General features: G+C 71.4%; 17 protein-coding genes. 6 read left to right on the top strand and 11 right to left on the bottom strand.

Features of this window, described 5'->3' with window-relative positions:
* Window positions 1-11 precede the first annotated feature (11 nt).
* Window positions 12-458: a Fur family transcriptional regulator gene (locus tag ACLFRB_RS04360; RefSeq protein WP_411067784.1), complete on the bottom strand. Its 447-nt coding sequence runs from the start codon at window positions 456-458 to the stop codon at window positions 12-14.
* Window positions 459-701: 243 nt separating this feature from the next.
* Window positions 702-1,832 carry a glycine oxidase ThiO gene (gene thiO, locus ACLFRB_RS04355; RefSeq protein WP_411067783.1) on the bottom strand — a complete coding sequence of 377 codons (1,131 nt, stop codon included), beginning with the start codon at window positions 1,830-1,832 and terminating at the stop codon, window positions 702-704.
* Window positions 1,833-1,964: 132 nt separating this feature from the next.
* On the opposite strand from thiO, the gene ACLFRB_RS04350 reads away from it, so the two are divergent.
* On the top strand, window positions 1,965-2,723 hold the full coding sequence (locus tag ACLFRB_RS04350) for a YdiY family protein (protein ID WP_411067782.1): 759 nt from the start codon (window positions 1,965-1,967) through the stop codon (window positions 2,721-2,723).
* 13 nt (window positions 2,724-2,736) lie between these two features.
* Here the strand turns inward: ACLFRB_RS04350 and ACLFRB_RS04345 are convergent, their stop codons facing one another.
* The 3 genes from ACLFRB_RS04345 to recG form a co-directional block, all read right to left on the bottom strand.
* The gene (locus tag ACLFRB_RS04345) at window positions 2,737-3,180 is read right to left on the bottom strand and encodes a molybdenum cofactor biosynthesis protein MoaE (RefSeq protein ID WP_411067781.1); all 444 of its coding nucleotides are present in this window, start codon (window positions 3,178-3,180) and stop codon (window positions 2,737-2,739) included.
* 129 nt (window positions 3,181-3,309) lie between these two features.
* Complete coding sequence (locus tag ACLFRB_RS04340; protein ID WP_411067780.1) at window positions 3,310-3,579, bottom strand: hypothetical protein; 270 nt, start codon at window positions 3,577-3,579, stop codon at window positions 3,310-3,312.
* 105 nt (window positions 3,580-3,684) lie between these two features.
* Window positions 3,685-5,751, bottom strand: a complete 2,067-nt coding sequence (gene recG, locus ACLFRB_RS04335) for an ATP-dependent DNA helicase RecG (protein WP_411067779.1) — start codon at window positions 5,749-5,751, stop codon at window positions 3,685-3,687.
* Between the two features lie 161 nt (window positions 5,752-5,912).
* Here recG and rpmB point away from each other — a divergent pair, with 161 nt between their 5' ends.
* Entirely contained in the window at window positions 5,913-6,104 is a 192-nt protein-coding gene (rpmB, locus tag ACLFRB_RS04330) for a 50S ribosomal protein L28 (RefSeq protein WP_054966927.1), read from the top strand.
* 77 nt (window positions 6,105-6,181) lie between these two features.
* Here the strand turns inward: rpmB and ACLFRB_RS04325 are convergent, their stop codons facing one another.
* From ACLFRB_RS04325 to ACLFRB_RS04305, 5 genes are all read right to left on the bottom strand, one after another.
* Entirely contained in the window at window positions 6,182-6,583 is a 402-nt protein-coding gene (locus ACLFRB_RS04325; RefSeq protein ID WP_411067778.1) for a RidA family protein, read from the bottom strand.
* A 17-nt stretch (window positions 6,584-6,600) separates the two neighbouring features.
* Window positions 6,601-8,757: a RelA/SpoT family protein gene (locus tag ACLFRB_RS04320; protein WP_411067777.1), complete on the bottom strand. Its 2,157-nt coding sequence runs from the start codon at window positions 8,755-8,757 to the stop codon at window positions 6,601-6,603.
* Between the two features lie 67 nt (window positions 8,758-8,824).
* The gene (gene rpoZ / locus ACLFRB_RS04315) at window positions 8,825-9,316 is read right to left on the bottom strand and encodes a DNA-directed RNA polymerase subunit omega (RefSeq protein WP_411067776.1); all 492 of its coding nucleotides are present in this window, start codon (window positions 9,314-9,316) and stop codon (window positions 8,825-8,827) included.
* Window positions 9,317-9,378: 62 nt separating this feature from the next.
* A complete protein-coding gene (gene gmk, locus ACLFRB_RS04310; protein WP_411067775.1) occupies window positions 9,379-10,041 on the bottom strand; it encodes a guanylate kinase in 663 nt (220 codons plus the stop codon).
* 18 nt (window positions 10,042-10,059) lie between these two features.
* Window positions 10,060-10,926, bottom strand: a complete 867-nt coding sequence (locus tag ACLFRB_RS04305) for a YicC/YloC family endoribonuclease (RefSeq protein WP_411067774.1) — start codon at window positions 10,924-10,926, stop codon at window positions 10,060-10,062.
* Window positions 10,927-11,140: 214 nt separating this feature from the next.
* On the opposite strand from ACLFRB_RS04305, the gene ACLFRB_RS04300 reads away from it, so the two are divergent.
* From ACLFRB_RS04300 to ACLFRB_RS04285, 4 genes are all read left to right on the top strand, one after another.
* A complete protein-coding gene (locus tag ACLFRB_RS04300) occupies window positions 11,141-12,361 on the top strand; it encodes a murein transglycosylase A (RefSeq protein WP_411067773.1) in 1,221 nt (406 codons plus the stop codon).
* A gap of 68 nt (window positions 12,362-12,429) precedes the next feature.
* A complete protein-coding gene (gene rdgB / locus ACLFRB_RS04295; protein WP_411067772.1) occupies window positions 12,430-13,032 on the top strand; it encodes an RdgB/HAM1 family non-canonical purine NTP pyrophosphatase in 603 nt (200 codons plus the stop codon).
* Entirely contained in the window at window positions 13,029-14,180 is a 1,152-nt protein-coding gene (gene hemW, locus ACLFRB_RS04290) for a radical SAM family heme chaperone HemW (protein ID WP_411067771.1), read from the top strand. Before rdgB ends, hemW begins: the two co-directional genes overlap by 4 nt.
* A 39-nt stretch (window positions 14,181-14,219) precedes the next feature.
* Window positions 14,220-14,636 carry a gamma-glutamylcyclotransferase gene (locus ACLFRB_RS04285; protein ID WP_411067770.1) on the top strand — a complete coding sequence of 139 codons (417 nt, stop codon included), beginning with the start codon at window positions 14,220-14,222 and terminating at the stop codon, window positions 14,634-14,636.
* Here the strand turns inward: ACLFRB_RS04285 and trmB are convergent.
* Window positions 14,633-15,337, bottom strand: a complete 705-nt coding sequence (gene trmB, locus ACLFRB_RS04280; RefSeq protein WP_411067769.1) for a tRNA (guanosine(46)-N7)-methyltransferase TrmB — start codon at window positions 15,335-15,337, stop codon at window positions 14,633-14,635. The genes ACLFRB_RS04285 and trmB overlap by 4 nt on opposite strands.
* Between the last annotated feature and the right edge of the window lie 216 nt (window positions 15,338-15,553).

The raw sequence follows: 15,553 nt of genomic DNA, 5'->3' as shown, positions 1-15,553 counted from the left end.
GGGAAGCGGTTTCAGCCGGCGCTGGAGGCCTGGCCGCGGACCCGCACCACGATGTCGAGGTCGTTCCCGGATACTCCCTCGGGCAGCTTGTGGAAGAGCTGCTCGGTGTCGATGTCCTCGGCGGGGATATCCTGCAGGGTGCCGGTGGATTCGTCGTAGAGGTGGTGGTGCGGCTCGGTGTTGGCGTCGAAGAACACCTTGCTGGAGGAAACCACCACGGCCCGGATCAGGCCGGTCTCTTCGAACAGGCGCAAGGTGTTGTAGACCGTGGCCTTGGAGACCCGGTGGTAGTCGGCGTTCACCCGCTCCAGCACCTCGTCGGCGCTCATATGGTGGTCGGCTCCCGCCTCCAGGCCCCGCTCGAAGAGCACATGGGCGATCTCCACCCGCTGGCTCGTCGGCTGGATCCGGTGCTCCCGGAGGGCCCGGGCGATCTCGTTCTTGCTCTGGAAGCTCATGGGGCCTTTACCTGACCATTTGAACGCTTGCAACTATACAGAATGCTTCCCGCTTTGACCATATACGGACCCTAACCCTGTTCCCCGCGGGAAGATTTGACCCGGATCAACCCGGGGGATGCACCCCGTCGCCGCCGCCCCGCCCCCGGCGGGGCGCCGCCTTCGGAGGTTCTACGGGAAACGTACTATCCTTGCCTGGGGACGAAAACCCCACCGTCCCGATCGGGATTTCCCGGCCGGCCCCTACCCCTCCCCTGCGGGGAGGGGACGGTCGGGGGCGAAGGGCTCCGGATCCAACGGAGGCTCGGCGCCGGTCATCTGGGCGGCCAGGAGCTCCGCGGAGGCCGGGGCGTGCACCACCCCGTTGCGGTAGTGCCCGGAGCTCACGTAGAGCCCCTTCACGCCGGGCACCGGGCCCACGAAGGGCCGTTCGTCCGGGCTGCCCGGGCGCAGCCCGGACCAGAAGGTCTCCAGCTCCAGGTTGGCGGTCTCGGGGACCATCTCCACCGCCGCCTGAGAGAGGGCGCGCACCGAGCCCAGCACCGTCCGGGGGTCGAAGCCCGCCTCCTCGGTGGTGGAGCCCACCAGGATCCGGTTGTCGGCCCGAGGGATGAGGTAATGGCTCCCGGTCATGACCACCTGCTCCAGCACCGGCCGCCAGCCCTGCAGAAGGAGCATGGTCCCCTTCACGGGCCGAACGGGCAGCTCCCAGCCCACCTGGGCCAATAGCTGCGTACTCCAGGGCCCGGCCGCCACCACCACGCGGTCCGCGTCCACCGGGCCCGCGTCGGTCACCACCCCCTGGATGGCGCCGTCCTGCTCCCGCAGCCGGAGGGCCAGGACCCCGTCCAGGATCTCCACCCCGTCCTCCAACGCCAGGCTCCGCAAGCCCCGCATCAGGCGGGGATTGCGCACCCAGCTGATGGCCGGCAGGCGCAGGCCGTACTCGGCCACCGGGCTGAGCTCGGGCTCGGCGGCGGGCAGCTCGTCGCCCCCCAGCTCCTGGAACTCCACGCCCTGCTCCCGCGCCCAGTCGCGGGCGCTCTCGCGGTCCAGAGGCGGGTGGCTGGGGAAGTCCGCATAGAGCATTCCCAGGGAGCGCAGCTCGGGATCGATGCCGGTGCGGTCCCGCACCTGCCGGCAGAGCTCGGGGTAGACCTGCTGGCTGCGCTTGGCCAGCGCGTTCACGGCCGGGTGCTGACGCCACGGGTACAGGGGCGACAGGATCCCGCCCCCCGCCCAGGAGCTGATCCCCTCGCGCCGCCCCGGATCCACCACGGTCACCGTCTGTCCGCGCTCGGACAGCGCCAGGGCCGTGGTCAGGCCGATGACCCCCCCGCCGATGACAACCGTGTCCGGCTGAAATGTACTCAATCCGGTGGCTCCGTTACGGTGAAGACCTGATCCCCGCCGCTCCCCCCGCGGGCGGAGTCGGTGACCCCCCACCCGCCGCAGCCGAGGGGAGCGGACAATTCTCCCATACCATCCGCGACAGGAGACACAAGCTTGTTCATAGATTCACACCTTGGACGCCGTTCCCTCCTGCCCCTGGCCGCGGCCCTTGCTGCCGGGCCCCATGCGGCGGCTGCCCAGGAAACGGCCGAGGAGAAGCCCAGGCTCTGGGATTCCGAAGCCGAGCTGGGCATCAGCACCGCCTCGGGCAATTCGGAGAGCACCACCTACAGGGGAGCGGTGTCCGGGGAGCGCGACGAGGGCCGCACGCATCTCCTGCTCCAGACCAGCGGACGCTACTCGGAGGAAGAGGGAGAGTCCACCACCCAGCGCCTGCAGGGCGACGCGCAGCTGGACTACGACCTCAACCGCAGCGTCTACGCCTTCGCCGCCCTGTCCGCCCTCAACGACCGCTTCGCCGGCTATGAGCTCCAGCTCGTCGAGACCCTGGGCCTCGGCCGCCATTTCTTCCAGGACCACGAGACCCTGGAATGGCGCCTGGACGCCGGCCCCGCCCTGCGCCAGGACTGGCTGGTGGACGACACCTACGAGGACAGCGTCAATGCCCGCGTACGGACCAAGTTCGCCTGGTCCTTCGCCGAGAGCTCCACCTTCCGGGAGCAGATCACCTGGACCCAGTCCGTGGAGGACGCCGAGGAGTACCTGCTCTCCAGCGAGACATCCCTGAGCCTGCGGGTGAACGAGAGTCTCGCCTTCAAGACCAGCGTGGCGGTGGAGCACGACAGCCAGCCTCCCGAGGGGGCCGAACGCACCGACGTGTTCACCTCCACCAGCCTGCTGTACCAGTTCTAGCCGGGCGTCCGCGCTAGCGGACGGGCTCGCCCTCCCCGGCGCCGGGGGCCACCCACCGGTGCCCGCCCTCGGGGAGGGCCTCCTTCTTCCAGAACGGCACCGCGGTCTTCAGGGTATCGATGATGTAGCGGCAGGCGTCGAAGGCGTCCGCGCGGTGGGCGGACCAGACGGAGACGAGGACGATGCGCTCCCCCGGGTGGAGGCGCCCGAAGCGGTGAATCACCAGGGTCTCCAGCAGCTCCCACCGCTCCCCGGCCTCGCGGGCCACCCGCTCCAGCTCGCGCTCGGTCATGCCCGGATAGTGCTCCAGCTCCATGACCTCCACCGCCTCGCCGTCGTTCAGGTCCCGGACGTTGCCGACGAAGTGCACCTCCGCCCCCGCACCGGCGCCGTTGGGGCGGTGGGCGGCCAGCTCGGCGCCGACGTCGAAGGCTTCCTGCTGCACGCGCACCTGCATGGGGCATCACTCCCTATCGCGGGATCGTCCCGGGCGGGACGACCTGCCGGGCAGGATACCAAATCGGGGACTTCCAGGGATAAAGGGGCCGTGCGGGCGCCCCGCCCGTCCGGGCGGGAAAGGGGCGGGTCAGGAGGAGCCGTTGCCGTCGGAGGGCGGCTCCGGACCGTACAGGCGCTCGAGCAGCTGGTCCACGCAGCGGTCCAGCTCGTCCTGGAAGCGATCGTGGACCTCCTGGACCTCGCGCACCAGGGCGGCGGCCTCCCGCGCGTCCAGGGGTCGGCGGGGGGTCCGCAGCTGGTGGCGGCCCCGCAGCCGGATCAGGCCCGGGCTCGGATAATAGGTTTCGCTTTTGACTTCCCGCCAGGGGCGAAGCCAGCGGCGTTGCTGCTGGTCCATGGTCGTGCTTCTGCGTCTCTCGGAGGCCTGGATGGGTCAATGGCTGCCCGCGAATTTAGGCGATTTCGCGGCGCTGTCAACCGCGGGGCGGCGATCCGGTGGGCCCTACCCCACCTCGCCATACACGGCCCGGTCGCCCACCCACCGCCGGATCAGCGCATTGGCAGCCTCCGGGTCCGTCCGGAGCAGGGCGTCCGCCGCCCCGGGCAGGGCGGCGATCAGGTCCCGATCCCGGCCCAGATCGGCGATCCGCATCTGCTCCAGCCCCGTCTGCCTTGTCCCTAGGACTTCCCCCGGCCCCCGCAGTTCCAGATCCACCTGGGCGATGCGGAAGCCGTCGTTGGTCTCGCGCATGGCGGCGATGCGCCGCTTGGCCTTCTCGCCAAGGGGCGGGTGGTAGAGCAGCACGCAGGCGGACTTGCGGCTGCCCCGCCCCACCCGGCCGCGCAGCTGGTGGAGCTGGGCCAGGCCCATGCGCTCGGCGTGCTCGATGACCATGAGGGTGGCGTTGGGCACGTCCACACCCACCTCGATCACCGGGGTCGCCACCAGCAGGTGGGTGGTCCCCTCCTTGAAGGCGCCCATGGCGGCCTCCTTCTCCTCCGGGGTCATGCGGCCGTGGACCAGACCCACGGACAGCTCCGGGAAGGCGGCCTGGAGGCGCTCGTGGGTGGCGGTGGCGGCCTCCAGCTGCAGCATCTCGCTCTCGTCCACCAGGGGGCACACCCAGTAGGCCTGCTGGCCGCCGGCCACCGCATCGCGGATGCGGGCCTCCACCTCCTCCCGGCGGGCGTCGGAGATGCCCACCGTGTCCACGGGCTGCCGTCCCGGCGGCAGCTCGTCGATGACCGTGCCCTCCAGGTCGGCGAAGGCGGTCATGGCCAGGGTGCGGGGGATGGGGGTGGCGGTCATGATCAGCAGGTGCGGGTCCGGGCCCTTCTCCTTGAGGGCCATGCGCTGGTGGACGCCGAAGCGGTGCTGCTCGTCGATGACCACGAGGCCCAGCTCGGCGAAGCGCACCTCCTTTTGGAACAGGGCGTGGGTGCCCACCACCACCCGGGCCGCACCGTTGGCGATGGCCTCCGCCTGGGCGCGCCGCTCGCGCTCGGGGAGGCTGCCCGCCAGCCAGTGCACCTCCAGGCCCAGGGGCCGGAGCCATTCCGCCAGCGTGGCGGCGTGCTGCTCGGCCAGGATCTCGGTGGGGGCCATGAGGGCGGCCTGATGGCCGGCCTCCACCGCCTGCAGGAGGGCCAGCGCCGCCACCACGGTCTTGCCGGAGCCCACGTCGCCCTGGATCAGGCGCTGCATGGGGTGGTGGCCCCGCAGGTCCCCCCGCACCTCCGCCCAGGCCCGCTCCTGGGCGCCGGTGAGGGCGAAGGGCAAAGAGGCCAGCAGGGCGTTGGTGAGCTCCCCGGTGCCCTCCAGGACCGGCGCCCGGGCGCTGCGGCGCTCCTGGCCCACCTTGCGCAGGGCGAGGTGGTGGGCGAGCAGCTCCTCGAAGGCCAGGCGCTGCTGGGCGGGGGTCCGGAACGCCGTCAGGGCCTCCACGTCGGCGTCCGCCGGGGGACGGTGGACCGTCTCCAGGGCCTCCGCCAGGGCCGGCCAGCCGTGCTCCCTGCGCACCTCCTCCGGCAGGTGCTCGGGGAGCCGGGCCCCGGCCCGGGAGAGGGCCTGGCCGATCCAGGCCCGCAGCCGCCCCTGGGTCAGCCCCTCGGTGGCGGCGTACACCGGCGTGAGGTGGGCGGGGGCCTCCGGCGGCTCCTCCGCGTCGGTCTCCAGCTCCGGGTGCACCATCTCCAGGCCCGTCTGCCCCGCCCGCACCGTACCGAAGGCCCACACCCCCCGGCCGGGGCGCAGGCTCCGCTTCAGGTACTCCCGCACCTGGAAGAAGCGCAGGGTCAGAAAGCCCGTACCGTCCTCGATGCGCGCCACGAACATGGGCCGGCGCCGCCCGACCACCTCGGCGGCCCGCACCACCCCCTGGCAGCCCGCCTCCTGATCCGGGGCCAGGGCGCCGATGGCGATGACGCGGGTACGGTCCTGGTAGCGGTACGGCAGGTGGAAGAGCAGGGCTTCCTGGGTGGTGACGCCGAGGCGCTCGAGACGCTCGGCCATGCGCGGGCCGAGGCCCGACAGCTCGGTCAGCGGGCGTCCGCCCCCGCGCCCGGTCACGGCCGGCGCCCCCCCGGTACCGCGCGGACGCAGGGAGCGGGACGGGGGCGCGGGCTGGCGGAGTGCGCAAGGAGCGTAGACAATTCGGGCCCACCCGGTGGCGAAGACGCAAAAATATGGTAAACTTTTTATTTTATGGCGTAAGCAAGTGGGGAGCCACCATGGCGAAGCGTTGTGAGATCTGCGGGAAGGGGCCGGGCACGGGCAATAACGTCAGCCATGCCCACAACAAGACCCGGCGGCGCTACCTGCCCAACCTGCACAAGGTGCGTGCCGTGGCGGAAGGCGGGATCAAGCGCCTGAACGTCTGCGCCCAGTGCATCCGGAGCGGCAAGGTCCAGAAGCCGGCCTGAGCCCCCGATCCCGAGCGGACCGCACATGCAAACGCCGACCCCCGCGGGGGTCGGCGTTTTTTGCGTGGCCGGGTGGGCTATTCCGCCTCGCCGGGCTCCACGTGCATGATGGCCTCCATCTCCACCTCCGCCCCCTTGGGCAGGGCGGCCACCCCGAGGGCCGCGCGGGCGGGATACGGCTCCAGGAAGTAGTCGTCGAGCACCTCGTTGACCACCTCGAACTTGGCGAGGTCGGTGAGGTAGACGGTGAGCTTGACCACCTGGCACAGGGTGCCGCCAGCGGCACTGGCCACGGCCTCGATATTGGTGAGCACCTGCTCCACCTGGCGGCGGAAGTCGCCGTCCACCAGCTCCATGGTCACCGGGTCCAGCGGGATCTGCCCGGAGATGAACACCAGCTCGCCCGCGCGCACGGCCTGGGAGTAGGGCCCGATGGCCTGGGGCGCGGCGTCCGTATGATAATTCTCCCGAAAATACATGGTCGTTCTTCCCTAGCTCAGCCCTTCTTGCGCACGATCCGCTCCACCGCACCCAATCCGCGCATGATCCGCATGATCCGGGCAAGGTGGTCGCGGCCCTCCACTTCCAGGGTCAGGGCGATGGTCTTGTACACCCCGTCCCGATCCTCCACCAGGACGTTGTCGATATTGGCGCCGTCCTCGGCGATGGCCGAGGCCATTCCGGCGAGCACCCCCTTGGTGTTCTGCACCACGGCCTGGATGGCCACCGGGAACACGCCCTTGGTCTCCGGCGCCCAGTCCACGTCCACCCATTTCTCCGGATGGTGGGCGAGCTCGTGGAGGTTGGGGCAGTCCTTGCGGTGCACCATGACGCCCCGACCCACGGAGATGAAACCGACGATCTCATCCCGCGGTATAGGGTAGCAGCACCGGGCCAGGTTGGCGACGATCCCCTCCATACCCCGCACCAGCACGTTGCCGTTGCCGCGGTCCAAGGCCTCGGCCTCCTCCCCGCCCAGGGCGCCGGCCACCCGCAGGTCCCGGTCCAGGTAGCCCGGGAACAGGTGCTGGACCACGGCGGGGGCCAGCACGGTGCCCCGGCCGATGGCCTCGAAGAGGGCCTCGCGGGACTGCAGGTGGAAGTGCTCGGCGGCCTCGCGCAGGGCGCTGTCGGGGACCTCGGCGAAGGGCACCCCCACCCCCTCCATGGTGCGCTCCAGCATGCCGCGGCCCAGGGCCACGGACTTCTCGCGCTGCTGGGTCTGGAGGAAATGGCGGATGGCGGAGCGCGCCTTGCCCGTGACCACGAAGTGGAGCCAGGAGCTGTTGGGCTGGTGGTCCGGGTCGGTGAGGATCTCCACGCGGTCGCCGTTGCGCAGCGGGGTGCGCAGGCTGGTGATGCGGCCGTTGATCCGGGCGCCCACGCACTGGTGGCCGATCTCGGTGTGCACGGCGTAGGCGAAGTCCACCGGCGTGGCCCCCCGCGGCAGGCGCAGAATCTCGCCCTTGTGGGTGAACACGTAGACCTCGTCGGGGAACAGGTCCACCTTGACGTGCTCCAGGAACTCCGCCGAGTCGCCGGCCTCCTGCTGGATCTGGAGGAGCTGCTGGAGCCAGGCGTAGCTCTGCTCCAGCTTGCGTCGGTCGGGGGAGGTGACGCCCTTCTCCTTGTACTTCCAGTGGGCGGCCACGCCCGCCTCGGCCACCTCGTGCATCTCCCGGGTGCGGATCTGGAACTCCATGACTCCGCCGAAGGGGTTCACCACCACCGTGTGCAGGGACTGGTAGCCGTTCGCCTTGGGAATGGCGATGTAGTCCTTGAAACGCCCGGGAATGGGCTTGAACAGGTTATGCACCCGCCCCATCACCTGGTAGCAGGTGGGCACGTCCTCCACCAGGATGCGGAAGGCGTAGATGTCCTGGACCTCCTCGAAGGACAGGCCCTTGGAGCGCATCTTGCGGTAGATGCTGTAGAGGTGCTTCTCGCGGCCGATGACGTCGGCGTCCAGGCCCGCCTCCTCCAGGTCCCGGGCGATGGCAGCCTCGATGCGGTCGGTGATGTGGGCGCGGTTGCCGCGCTCCTTGCGCACCTGCTCGCACAAAACCCGGTAGCGCACCGGGTACAGGTGCTTGAAGGAGAGGTCCTCGAGCTCGTTCTTGATGCGGTTCAGGCCCAGCCGGCTGGCGATGGGCGCGAAGATCTCCAGAGTTTCCCGGCCCACCCGGCGGCGCTTGTTCTCCCCGAGGTAGTCGAGGGTGCGCATGTTGTGCAGGCGGTCGGCCAGCTTGATGATAATGACCCGGAGGTCCTGGGACATGGCCAGGAGCATCTTGCGGAAGTTCTCCGCCTGGGCCTCTTCGTGGGTCTCGAAGTGCACCTGGCCCAGCTTGGTGACGCCGTCCACCAGCATGGCCACCTCCTCGCCGAACTGGCGCTGGACCTGCTCGAAGGTGGCGGGGGTGTCCTCCACGACGTCGTGGAGCACGGCGGCGGCCAGGCAGGCGCCGTCCATGTGGAAGCCCGCCAGGATGCGGCCCACTTCGATGGGGTGGGTGATGTAGGGCTCGCCGGAGGCCCGCTGCTGCCCCTCATGGACGGCCGCGGCCAGCAGATAGGCGCGATGGACGAGATCGACGTCTTCGGCGGGCAGGTAGGCCTGGGCGGCCTCGATGAGCTCGTTGATGCGCAGCACGGCGGGCGGATTTCACTCGGTTCGGGAGGGGGAGGCCCCCGGCGGGGCTCCCCCGGGCGGGCGGTATCTAGGGGCTCTCCTTGTCGGAGGAGGCGCCGGCAGCGCCCTCCTCGCCCTCCGGCTCCTCCTCCGCCGGACCGGGCTCCTCGGGGGCCGCCTCCTCCTGGACCTCATCGCCTTCGCCGGCCGCTTCCGCTTCCTCGGTGCCCGCCTCGTCGGAGCCCGGGGCCGGGGCTTCCTGGCGGGTGCCGGTGGCCATGCCGGCACCCAGGGCCTCGGCGGCCTCGGCCACGGAGGACTCGCCCCCCATGGCCTCGCCGCCGTCGGGCAGGTGGACGCCCTCCAGCTCCTGATCCACCCGGTCCAGGAGCTCCATGGTGACCTGGCCGGTGGCGATCTCCCGCAGGGCCAGCACCGTGGTGTCGTCCTCGGGGGAGTCCACCAGCGGGGTGGCGCCATGGCTCAGCTGCCGCGCGCGCCGGCCGGCGATCAGCGACAGGTGGAAGCGGTTGCGGTTGGGAATGTGGTCCAGACAGTCTTCAACGGTGATGCGCGCCATGGATTCCTTGCCCTCTCCCGGAAGCCTCGGAAGAATCTGACGGGAAACGTATTACCCTACCCTCAACCCCCGGCCTCGTCAATTTTGCCCATCAGCCGGTCGGCGAACACCGCCAGGGCCTCCCGGCGGTGGTCCAGCCGGCAGCGCTCGCCCCGCACCACCGCCACCAGGCTCCCCAGGGCCTCCTCGAAATCGTCGTTGACGATGACGTAGTCGTACTCCGCGTAGTGGCTGATCTCCTCCTCGGCGTCGCGCATGCGGCGCTCGATCACCTCGGGGTCGTCCTGGCCGCGCCCCTCCAGGCGCTCGCGCAGCGCCTCCCGGGAGGGCGGCAGCACGAACACGCTCACGGAGTCCGCCACCCGCTCGCGGATCTGGCGCGCGCCCTGCCAGTCGATCTCCAGGACCACGTCCCGCCCCGCGGCCCGTTCCGCCTCCACGGCGGCCCGGCTGGTGCCGTAGTAGCGGTCGAAGACCCGCGCGTGCTCCAGGAAGGCCCCCTCCGCCACCAGCCGCTCGAACTCCGCTTCGTCCACGAAGTGGTAGTCCACCCCGTCCCGCTCCCCCGGGCGCGGCGCCCGGGTGGTGTGGCTCACCGAGGCCTCCACGCCGTCCAGGCGCTCCAGCAGGGCCCGGTACAGGGAGGTCTTCCCCGCGCCCGAGGGGGCGGAGAGGATGATCAGCAGCCCCGGCGGGTGGGGGAGATCGGCGGGTCCTTCGGGCATGTCGGCCTCCCTTGGCACTTACTCGATGTTCTGGGCCTGCTCGCGCAGCTGCTCCACCAGCACCTTGATGTCCACCACCGTCTGGCTGATGGCGGTGTCCGGCGACTTGGAGCCGATGGTGTTGGCCTCCCGGTTCATCTCCTGCATGAGGAAGTCCAGGCGCCGGCCCACCGCGCCCCCTTCCCGCAGCACACGGCGGACCTCGGCGGTGTGGGTGGCAAGCCGGTCCAGCTCCTCGTCCACGTCGGCGCGCTGCACCAGCAGGACCACCTCCTGCTCCAGCCGGTCGGGGTCCACACGCTCGCGCAGCTCGCCCAGGCGCTCCTCGAGGCGGTTGCGGAAGGCCTCCCGCACCTCGGGAAGGCGCTCCTTGATCCGGGCTAGGCCGGCCTCCACCCCGCCCAGGCGCTCCTCCAGGGCCGCCACCAGGGCCTGGCCCTCCCTTCCCCGGGCCTCCACCAGCTCCTGCAGGGCGGCGTCGAAGGCCTCCTGGAGGCGGCGCTGCGCCTCGCCGGCGTCCAGGGTGGCGGTAACCACCACGCCCGGCCACTTCAGCAGCTCGGCGGTGGGCAGCTCGCCGGTGGTCCCCAGCTCCCGGGCCGATTCCCGGCCCAGCTCCACCAAAGAACGGACCAGATCGTGGTCCAGGCGCAGGCTACCGCCGTCACCGCCGTTGTCGGAGAGACGCAGGGTGGCGTCCAGCTTGCCGCGCTGGAGCATCTCCCGCGCCCGCTCCCGGAGGTGGCTCTCCAGGCCCCGGTAGCCTTCCGGCAGACGGGGATTCACTTCCAGGTAGCGGTGGTTTACGGTGCGCAGCTCCCAGACGGCCTGCTGGGGCCCCAGGTCCGCTTCACTGCGGGCGAAGGCGGTCATGCTGCGGATCATGCGGGAAACCTCTTCTGAACGAGATCCGGAGGGGCGGTTGCCACCGCGGCCGGGGTCCCTATACTACCTGCTACGACGCCCCAGACGAAGGCCGGACCCGCAGTGGACCGCCCTATTGCCAGCACGGGCGCCCGCCGTGGCGCTTGCGCAACCGTTCTCCCGGCCCTCGGCCCCGGGAGGGAGCCCCCGGGACGCCGGAAGAGGAGCCAGCAGCTTGAACGCCGTTTCCAGCCTCCGCATCGTGGCCCGCTCCCTCGTCGGGGCGGGTCTGTCCCTGCTCCTGACGGGATGTGCCCTGCTCGGTCCCCGGGAGGAGCCGCCCCCGGAGTCCGGCATGGGCCCGCCCGTTTCCTGGTCGGAGGTGCCCGGCTGGGAGCGGGGCGCGCAGGGCGGGGCCTGGGAGGCCCTGCTGCGCACCTGCCAGCGCCTCGGCAGCACCCCCGAGTGGCGTGCCATCTGCAACGAGGCGGAGGTCCACCCCGAGCCCAGCCACGCCCAGGCCCGCTTCTTCATGCAGACCCGTTTCCTCCCCCGCCGGATGGTGAACGGCGAGCCGGACAACCGCGGTCTGCTCACCGGCTACTACGTGCCCCTTCTGGAAGGCAGCCGGGAGCCCACGGACCGCTACAAGTATCCCATCTACCGGCCGCCCGACGACCTCCTGCGCATCTCCCTGGAGTCCCGATTCCGGACCCTGAGCGGGAAACGGGTGCGCGGCCGGCTCACCGGGGATCGCAAGGTGGTGCCCTACTACGACCGGGCCCAGATCGAGAGCCCGGCCGAGCCCCTGGCGGGCAACGAGCTGCTGTGGGTGGACAGCCGCATCGACCGGTTCTTCCTCCACATCCAGGGCTCCGGCCGGGTGCGCCTGCCGGACGGCGAGGTGGTCAAGGTGGGCTACGCCGACCAGAACGGCTACCCCTACACCTCCATCGGCCGGATCCTGATCGAGCGCGGCGAGCTCCCCCGGGAGGAGGTCTCCCTGCCCACCATCCGCCAGTGGCTGCGGGAGCATCCCGACGAGATCCGCCCCCTGCTGAACGAAAACCCCAGCTATGTGTTCTTCGAGATGCGGGATCCGGACCAGGACGGCCCCCTGGGCTCCCTGGGCACCCCCCTGACGCCGCGCCGCTCCCTGGCCGTGGATCCCGACCACATTCCCCTGGGCTACCCGGTCTGGATGACCACCAAGCTGCCGGAGCCCGACCACGGCGGTGGCCAACGCCTCTTCCGGCGTCTGACCTTCGCCCAGGACACCGGGGGCGCCATCCGGGGCCCCGTGCGCGCGGACCTCTTCACCGGCCAAGGGGTACCGGGGGAATGGCTGGCGGGGCGCATGAAGGACGGCGGCCGGCTGTTCGTGCTCCAGCCCGCCTGGACCTACGAGCCCAGCGGAAAACGCCTCGCCGGGGAGCCGAACGGCTCTGAATCCTGACCGCCGGCTCCGGTCCAAGGGGCGGAGCACCGCGAACCATCCAGCGAAGGCCGAGAGAGAGGATCCCCATGCAGGAAGTGGTGGTGGCCACCGGCAATGCCGGGAAGCTGCGCGAGCTCAACGAGCTGCTGGAGCCTTTGGGCTGGCGGGTCCGCGCCCAGGGCGACTTCGGCGTGGAGGGCGCGGAGGAAACCGGCCTGACCTTCGTCGAGAACGCCCTCCTCAAGGCCCGCCACGCCGCGCGCGCCACGGGCCTGCCCGCCCTGGCCGACGACTCGGGCCTGGTGGTGGAGACCCTGGGCGGGGCCCCCGGCATCTATTCCAGCCGCTACGCCGGCGCCGGCGCCACGGACGCCGACAATCTCCAGAAGCTCCTGGACGCCCTGGGCGACACCCCCGAGGAGCGGCGAGGGGCCTTCTTCCACTGCGCCCTGGTGCTCCTGCACGGCGCCGAGGATCCCTGTCCGATCATCGCCGAGGGCCGCTGGCCCGGCCGCATCGCCCGCGAGCCCGCCGGCGCGGGGGGCTTCGGCTACGACCCCGTCTTCCTCGTGCCCGAGCGGGGCGTGACGGCGGCGGAGCTGGAGCCGGCGGAGAAGTCGCGCCTCTCCCACCGCGGCCGGGCCATGCAGGCCCTGCGCCGGCGCCTGGAGGAGGAGGGCCGCGGTTGAGCGCGCCCCCACCGGGCGAAATCCCCCTGGCGGTATACGTCCATGTGCCCTACTGCCTGCGGAAGTGCCCCTACTGCGACTTCAACTCCCATGCCCGGGAGGGGACGCTCCCCGAGACGGACTACCTGGCAGCGGTCCGGGCGGAGCTGGCCCGCCGGACCGGCGAAGAGGAGCGGGAGGTCGGAAGCGTGTTCTTCGGCGGCGGCACCCCCTCCCTGTTCGGGGCGGGGTTCTTCGCCGCCGTGCTGGAGGACCTGGACCGGAAGCTAGGCTTGGCCGCCGAATGCGAGGTAACCCTCGAGGCCAACCCGGGGGCGAGCGAGGCGGGGCGCTTCGCGGCCTACCGGGAGGCGGGGGTCAACCGCCTGAGCATCGGGGTGCAGTCCCTGGACAACGACTCCCTGGCCCGTTTGGGCCGCGTCCATTCGGCGGCGGAGGCGCGGGAGGCGGTGGCCGCCGCTCGGGCGGCCGGCTTCGACAACCTCAACCTGGACCTTATGTTCGGGCTGCCAGGGCAGGTGCCCGAGGGAGCAGTGTCCGACCTGGAGGGGCTGCTGGTCCTGGAGCCGGAGCACGTGGCCCTCTACCAGCTCACAATCGAGCCCAACACCGTGTTCGCCGCCCGCCCCCCCGTCCTGCCGGACGGGGACCTCTTGGCCGACACCGAGGCCGCCCTGCGGGAGCGCCTAGCGGCGGCGGGCTTCGGCCACTACGAGGTCTCCAACCACGCCCTGCCCGGCCGCGAATGCCGCCACAACCGCAACTACTGGGAGTTCGGCGACTATCTGGGCCTGGGCGCCGGGGCCCACGGCAAGCGCACCACCAACGACGGCATCGGGCGCACCCGCAACTACGCCGGTCCCGAGGCCTACATGCGCGCCGCCGGCGAGGGGGATCCCGCCGTCGAGCGCCACGACCTGGCGGCCGTGGACCTGCCCGGCGAGTTCGCCCTGAACGTCCTGCGCCTGACCGTGGGCGTATCCACCCACCTCTTCGAGGCGCGCACCGGCCTGCCGGCGGCCACCCTGGACGGCCCCCGCGCCGAGGCGGAGCGGCTGGGCCTGCTGGAGCCGGACCCGGAGCGCCTGGCCCCCACGGCGCGCGGCCGGGCCTTCCTCAACGACCTGGTGCAGCTCTTCCTCGACTGATCCGCCAGGGGCGTCGGCCGAGGGATGGAGGAAGCGCGGATGCGGATCTTCGTGTACGGCACCCTGAAGCCGGGCCACGCCAACTGGGAGCGCGCTTTGGGCGGCCGGGTAGAGCATTGGCGGCCCGCCCGGGTGCGGGGCCGGCTCTTCGACTTGCCCCTGGGCTTCCCGGCCGCGGTCCGGGGCCCGGGCTGGATCCACGGCTGCCTCCTCCACCTGCCCCCGGAATACCTGCCGGTAGTAGACGCCATCGAGGGCTACGCCCCGGACCGCCGACCGGAGTGCAACACCTACCAGCGCCTGGAGGTCCCCGCCTTCAGCCCTGAGGGTATCCCCCTGGGAAGGGCGCAGGCCTACTTCATGGACGAGGAGCCGGTGCGGCGGCTGGGTGGCACGGGGCTCCCCGGTGGGGAGTGGCCGCCAGGGAAGGAGACGGGGCGCCCGAACGGCGCCTAGGCCCCTCCGCCCGTTCGCAGGTAGTGCAGGTCGTAGACCTCATGGCCGCGACGCTCCCCGCGCGCCTCGAATTTGGTAGGCGGACGGTCGGGACAGCGGGGGGCGAAGGCGCCGGGGCCGTGGACGTTGGTGAAGCGTGGATGGGCCTCCAGGGCCTCCACCATCCACTCCGCGTAGTCGGCCCAGTCGGTGGCCAGGAAGAGGTCCGCATCCGGGGCCAGGCGCTCCGCCAGCAGGTCGAGGAAGGGGGCCTGGATCAGGCGGCGCTTCTTGTGGCGCCCCTTGGGCCAGGGATCGGGGAAGAAGATGTAGCAGGCGGACAGGCTGGCGGGGGGCACCCGCTCGGCGAGAAAGTCCACGGCGTCGGCCTGGGCCGCCCGGACGTTGTCCAGCCCCGATTCCTCCAGGCCCAGGAGCAGCTTGCCCACCCCCGGCGGATAGACATCGAGCCCCACCCAGTTCCAGTCCGGGTGGCGCTCCGCCATGCCCAGCAGGGCCTCCCCGCCGCCGATGCCGATCTCCAGCGCCACCGGGGCCTCGCGCCCGAAGAGGGCGGACCAATCCAGCTCCCGCGGGGTATCGGGGATGCCGTAGCGCGGCAGCAGCTCCTCCAGGGCGCGCTGCTGGCCCCTAGTGAGGCGGCCCTTGCGCAGCACGTAGCTGCGGACGGGACGGGTCTGACGGGAAGGGTCTTGGCTCATGGGTCCTGGGAATCACCGTTGCCGGAACAGGCGCCCTACCCTAACAGACGCGGGAGCCCGAGGGTCCCGGCCCTCCTTCCCCAAGGAGAACCCGCACCGCCGCCTCCAGGTCGGGATGGCGCGGCGCCCAGCCCAGCTCGCGCCGGGCGCGGTCGTTGCGACAGCGCCGGGACTCCTCCAGGAAGGTCAGCCGCATGGCGGAGAGCTCGCGGTAGG

Source organism: Thiohalorhabdus sp., assembly GCF_046545655.1.
Taxonomy (GTDB): Bacteria; Pseudomonadota; Gammaproteobacteria; order Thiohalorhabdales; family Thiohalorhabdaceae; genus Thiohalorhabdus.
This window is presented reverse-complemented; position numbering and strand designations above follow the sequence as displayed.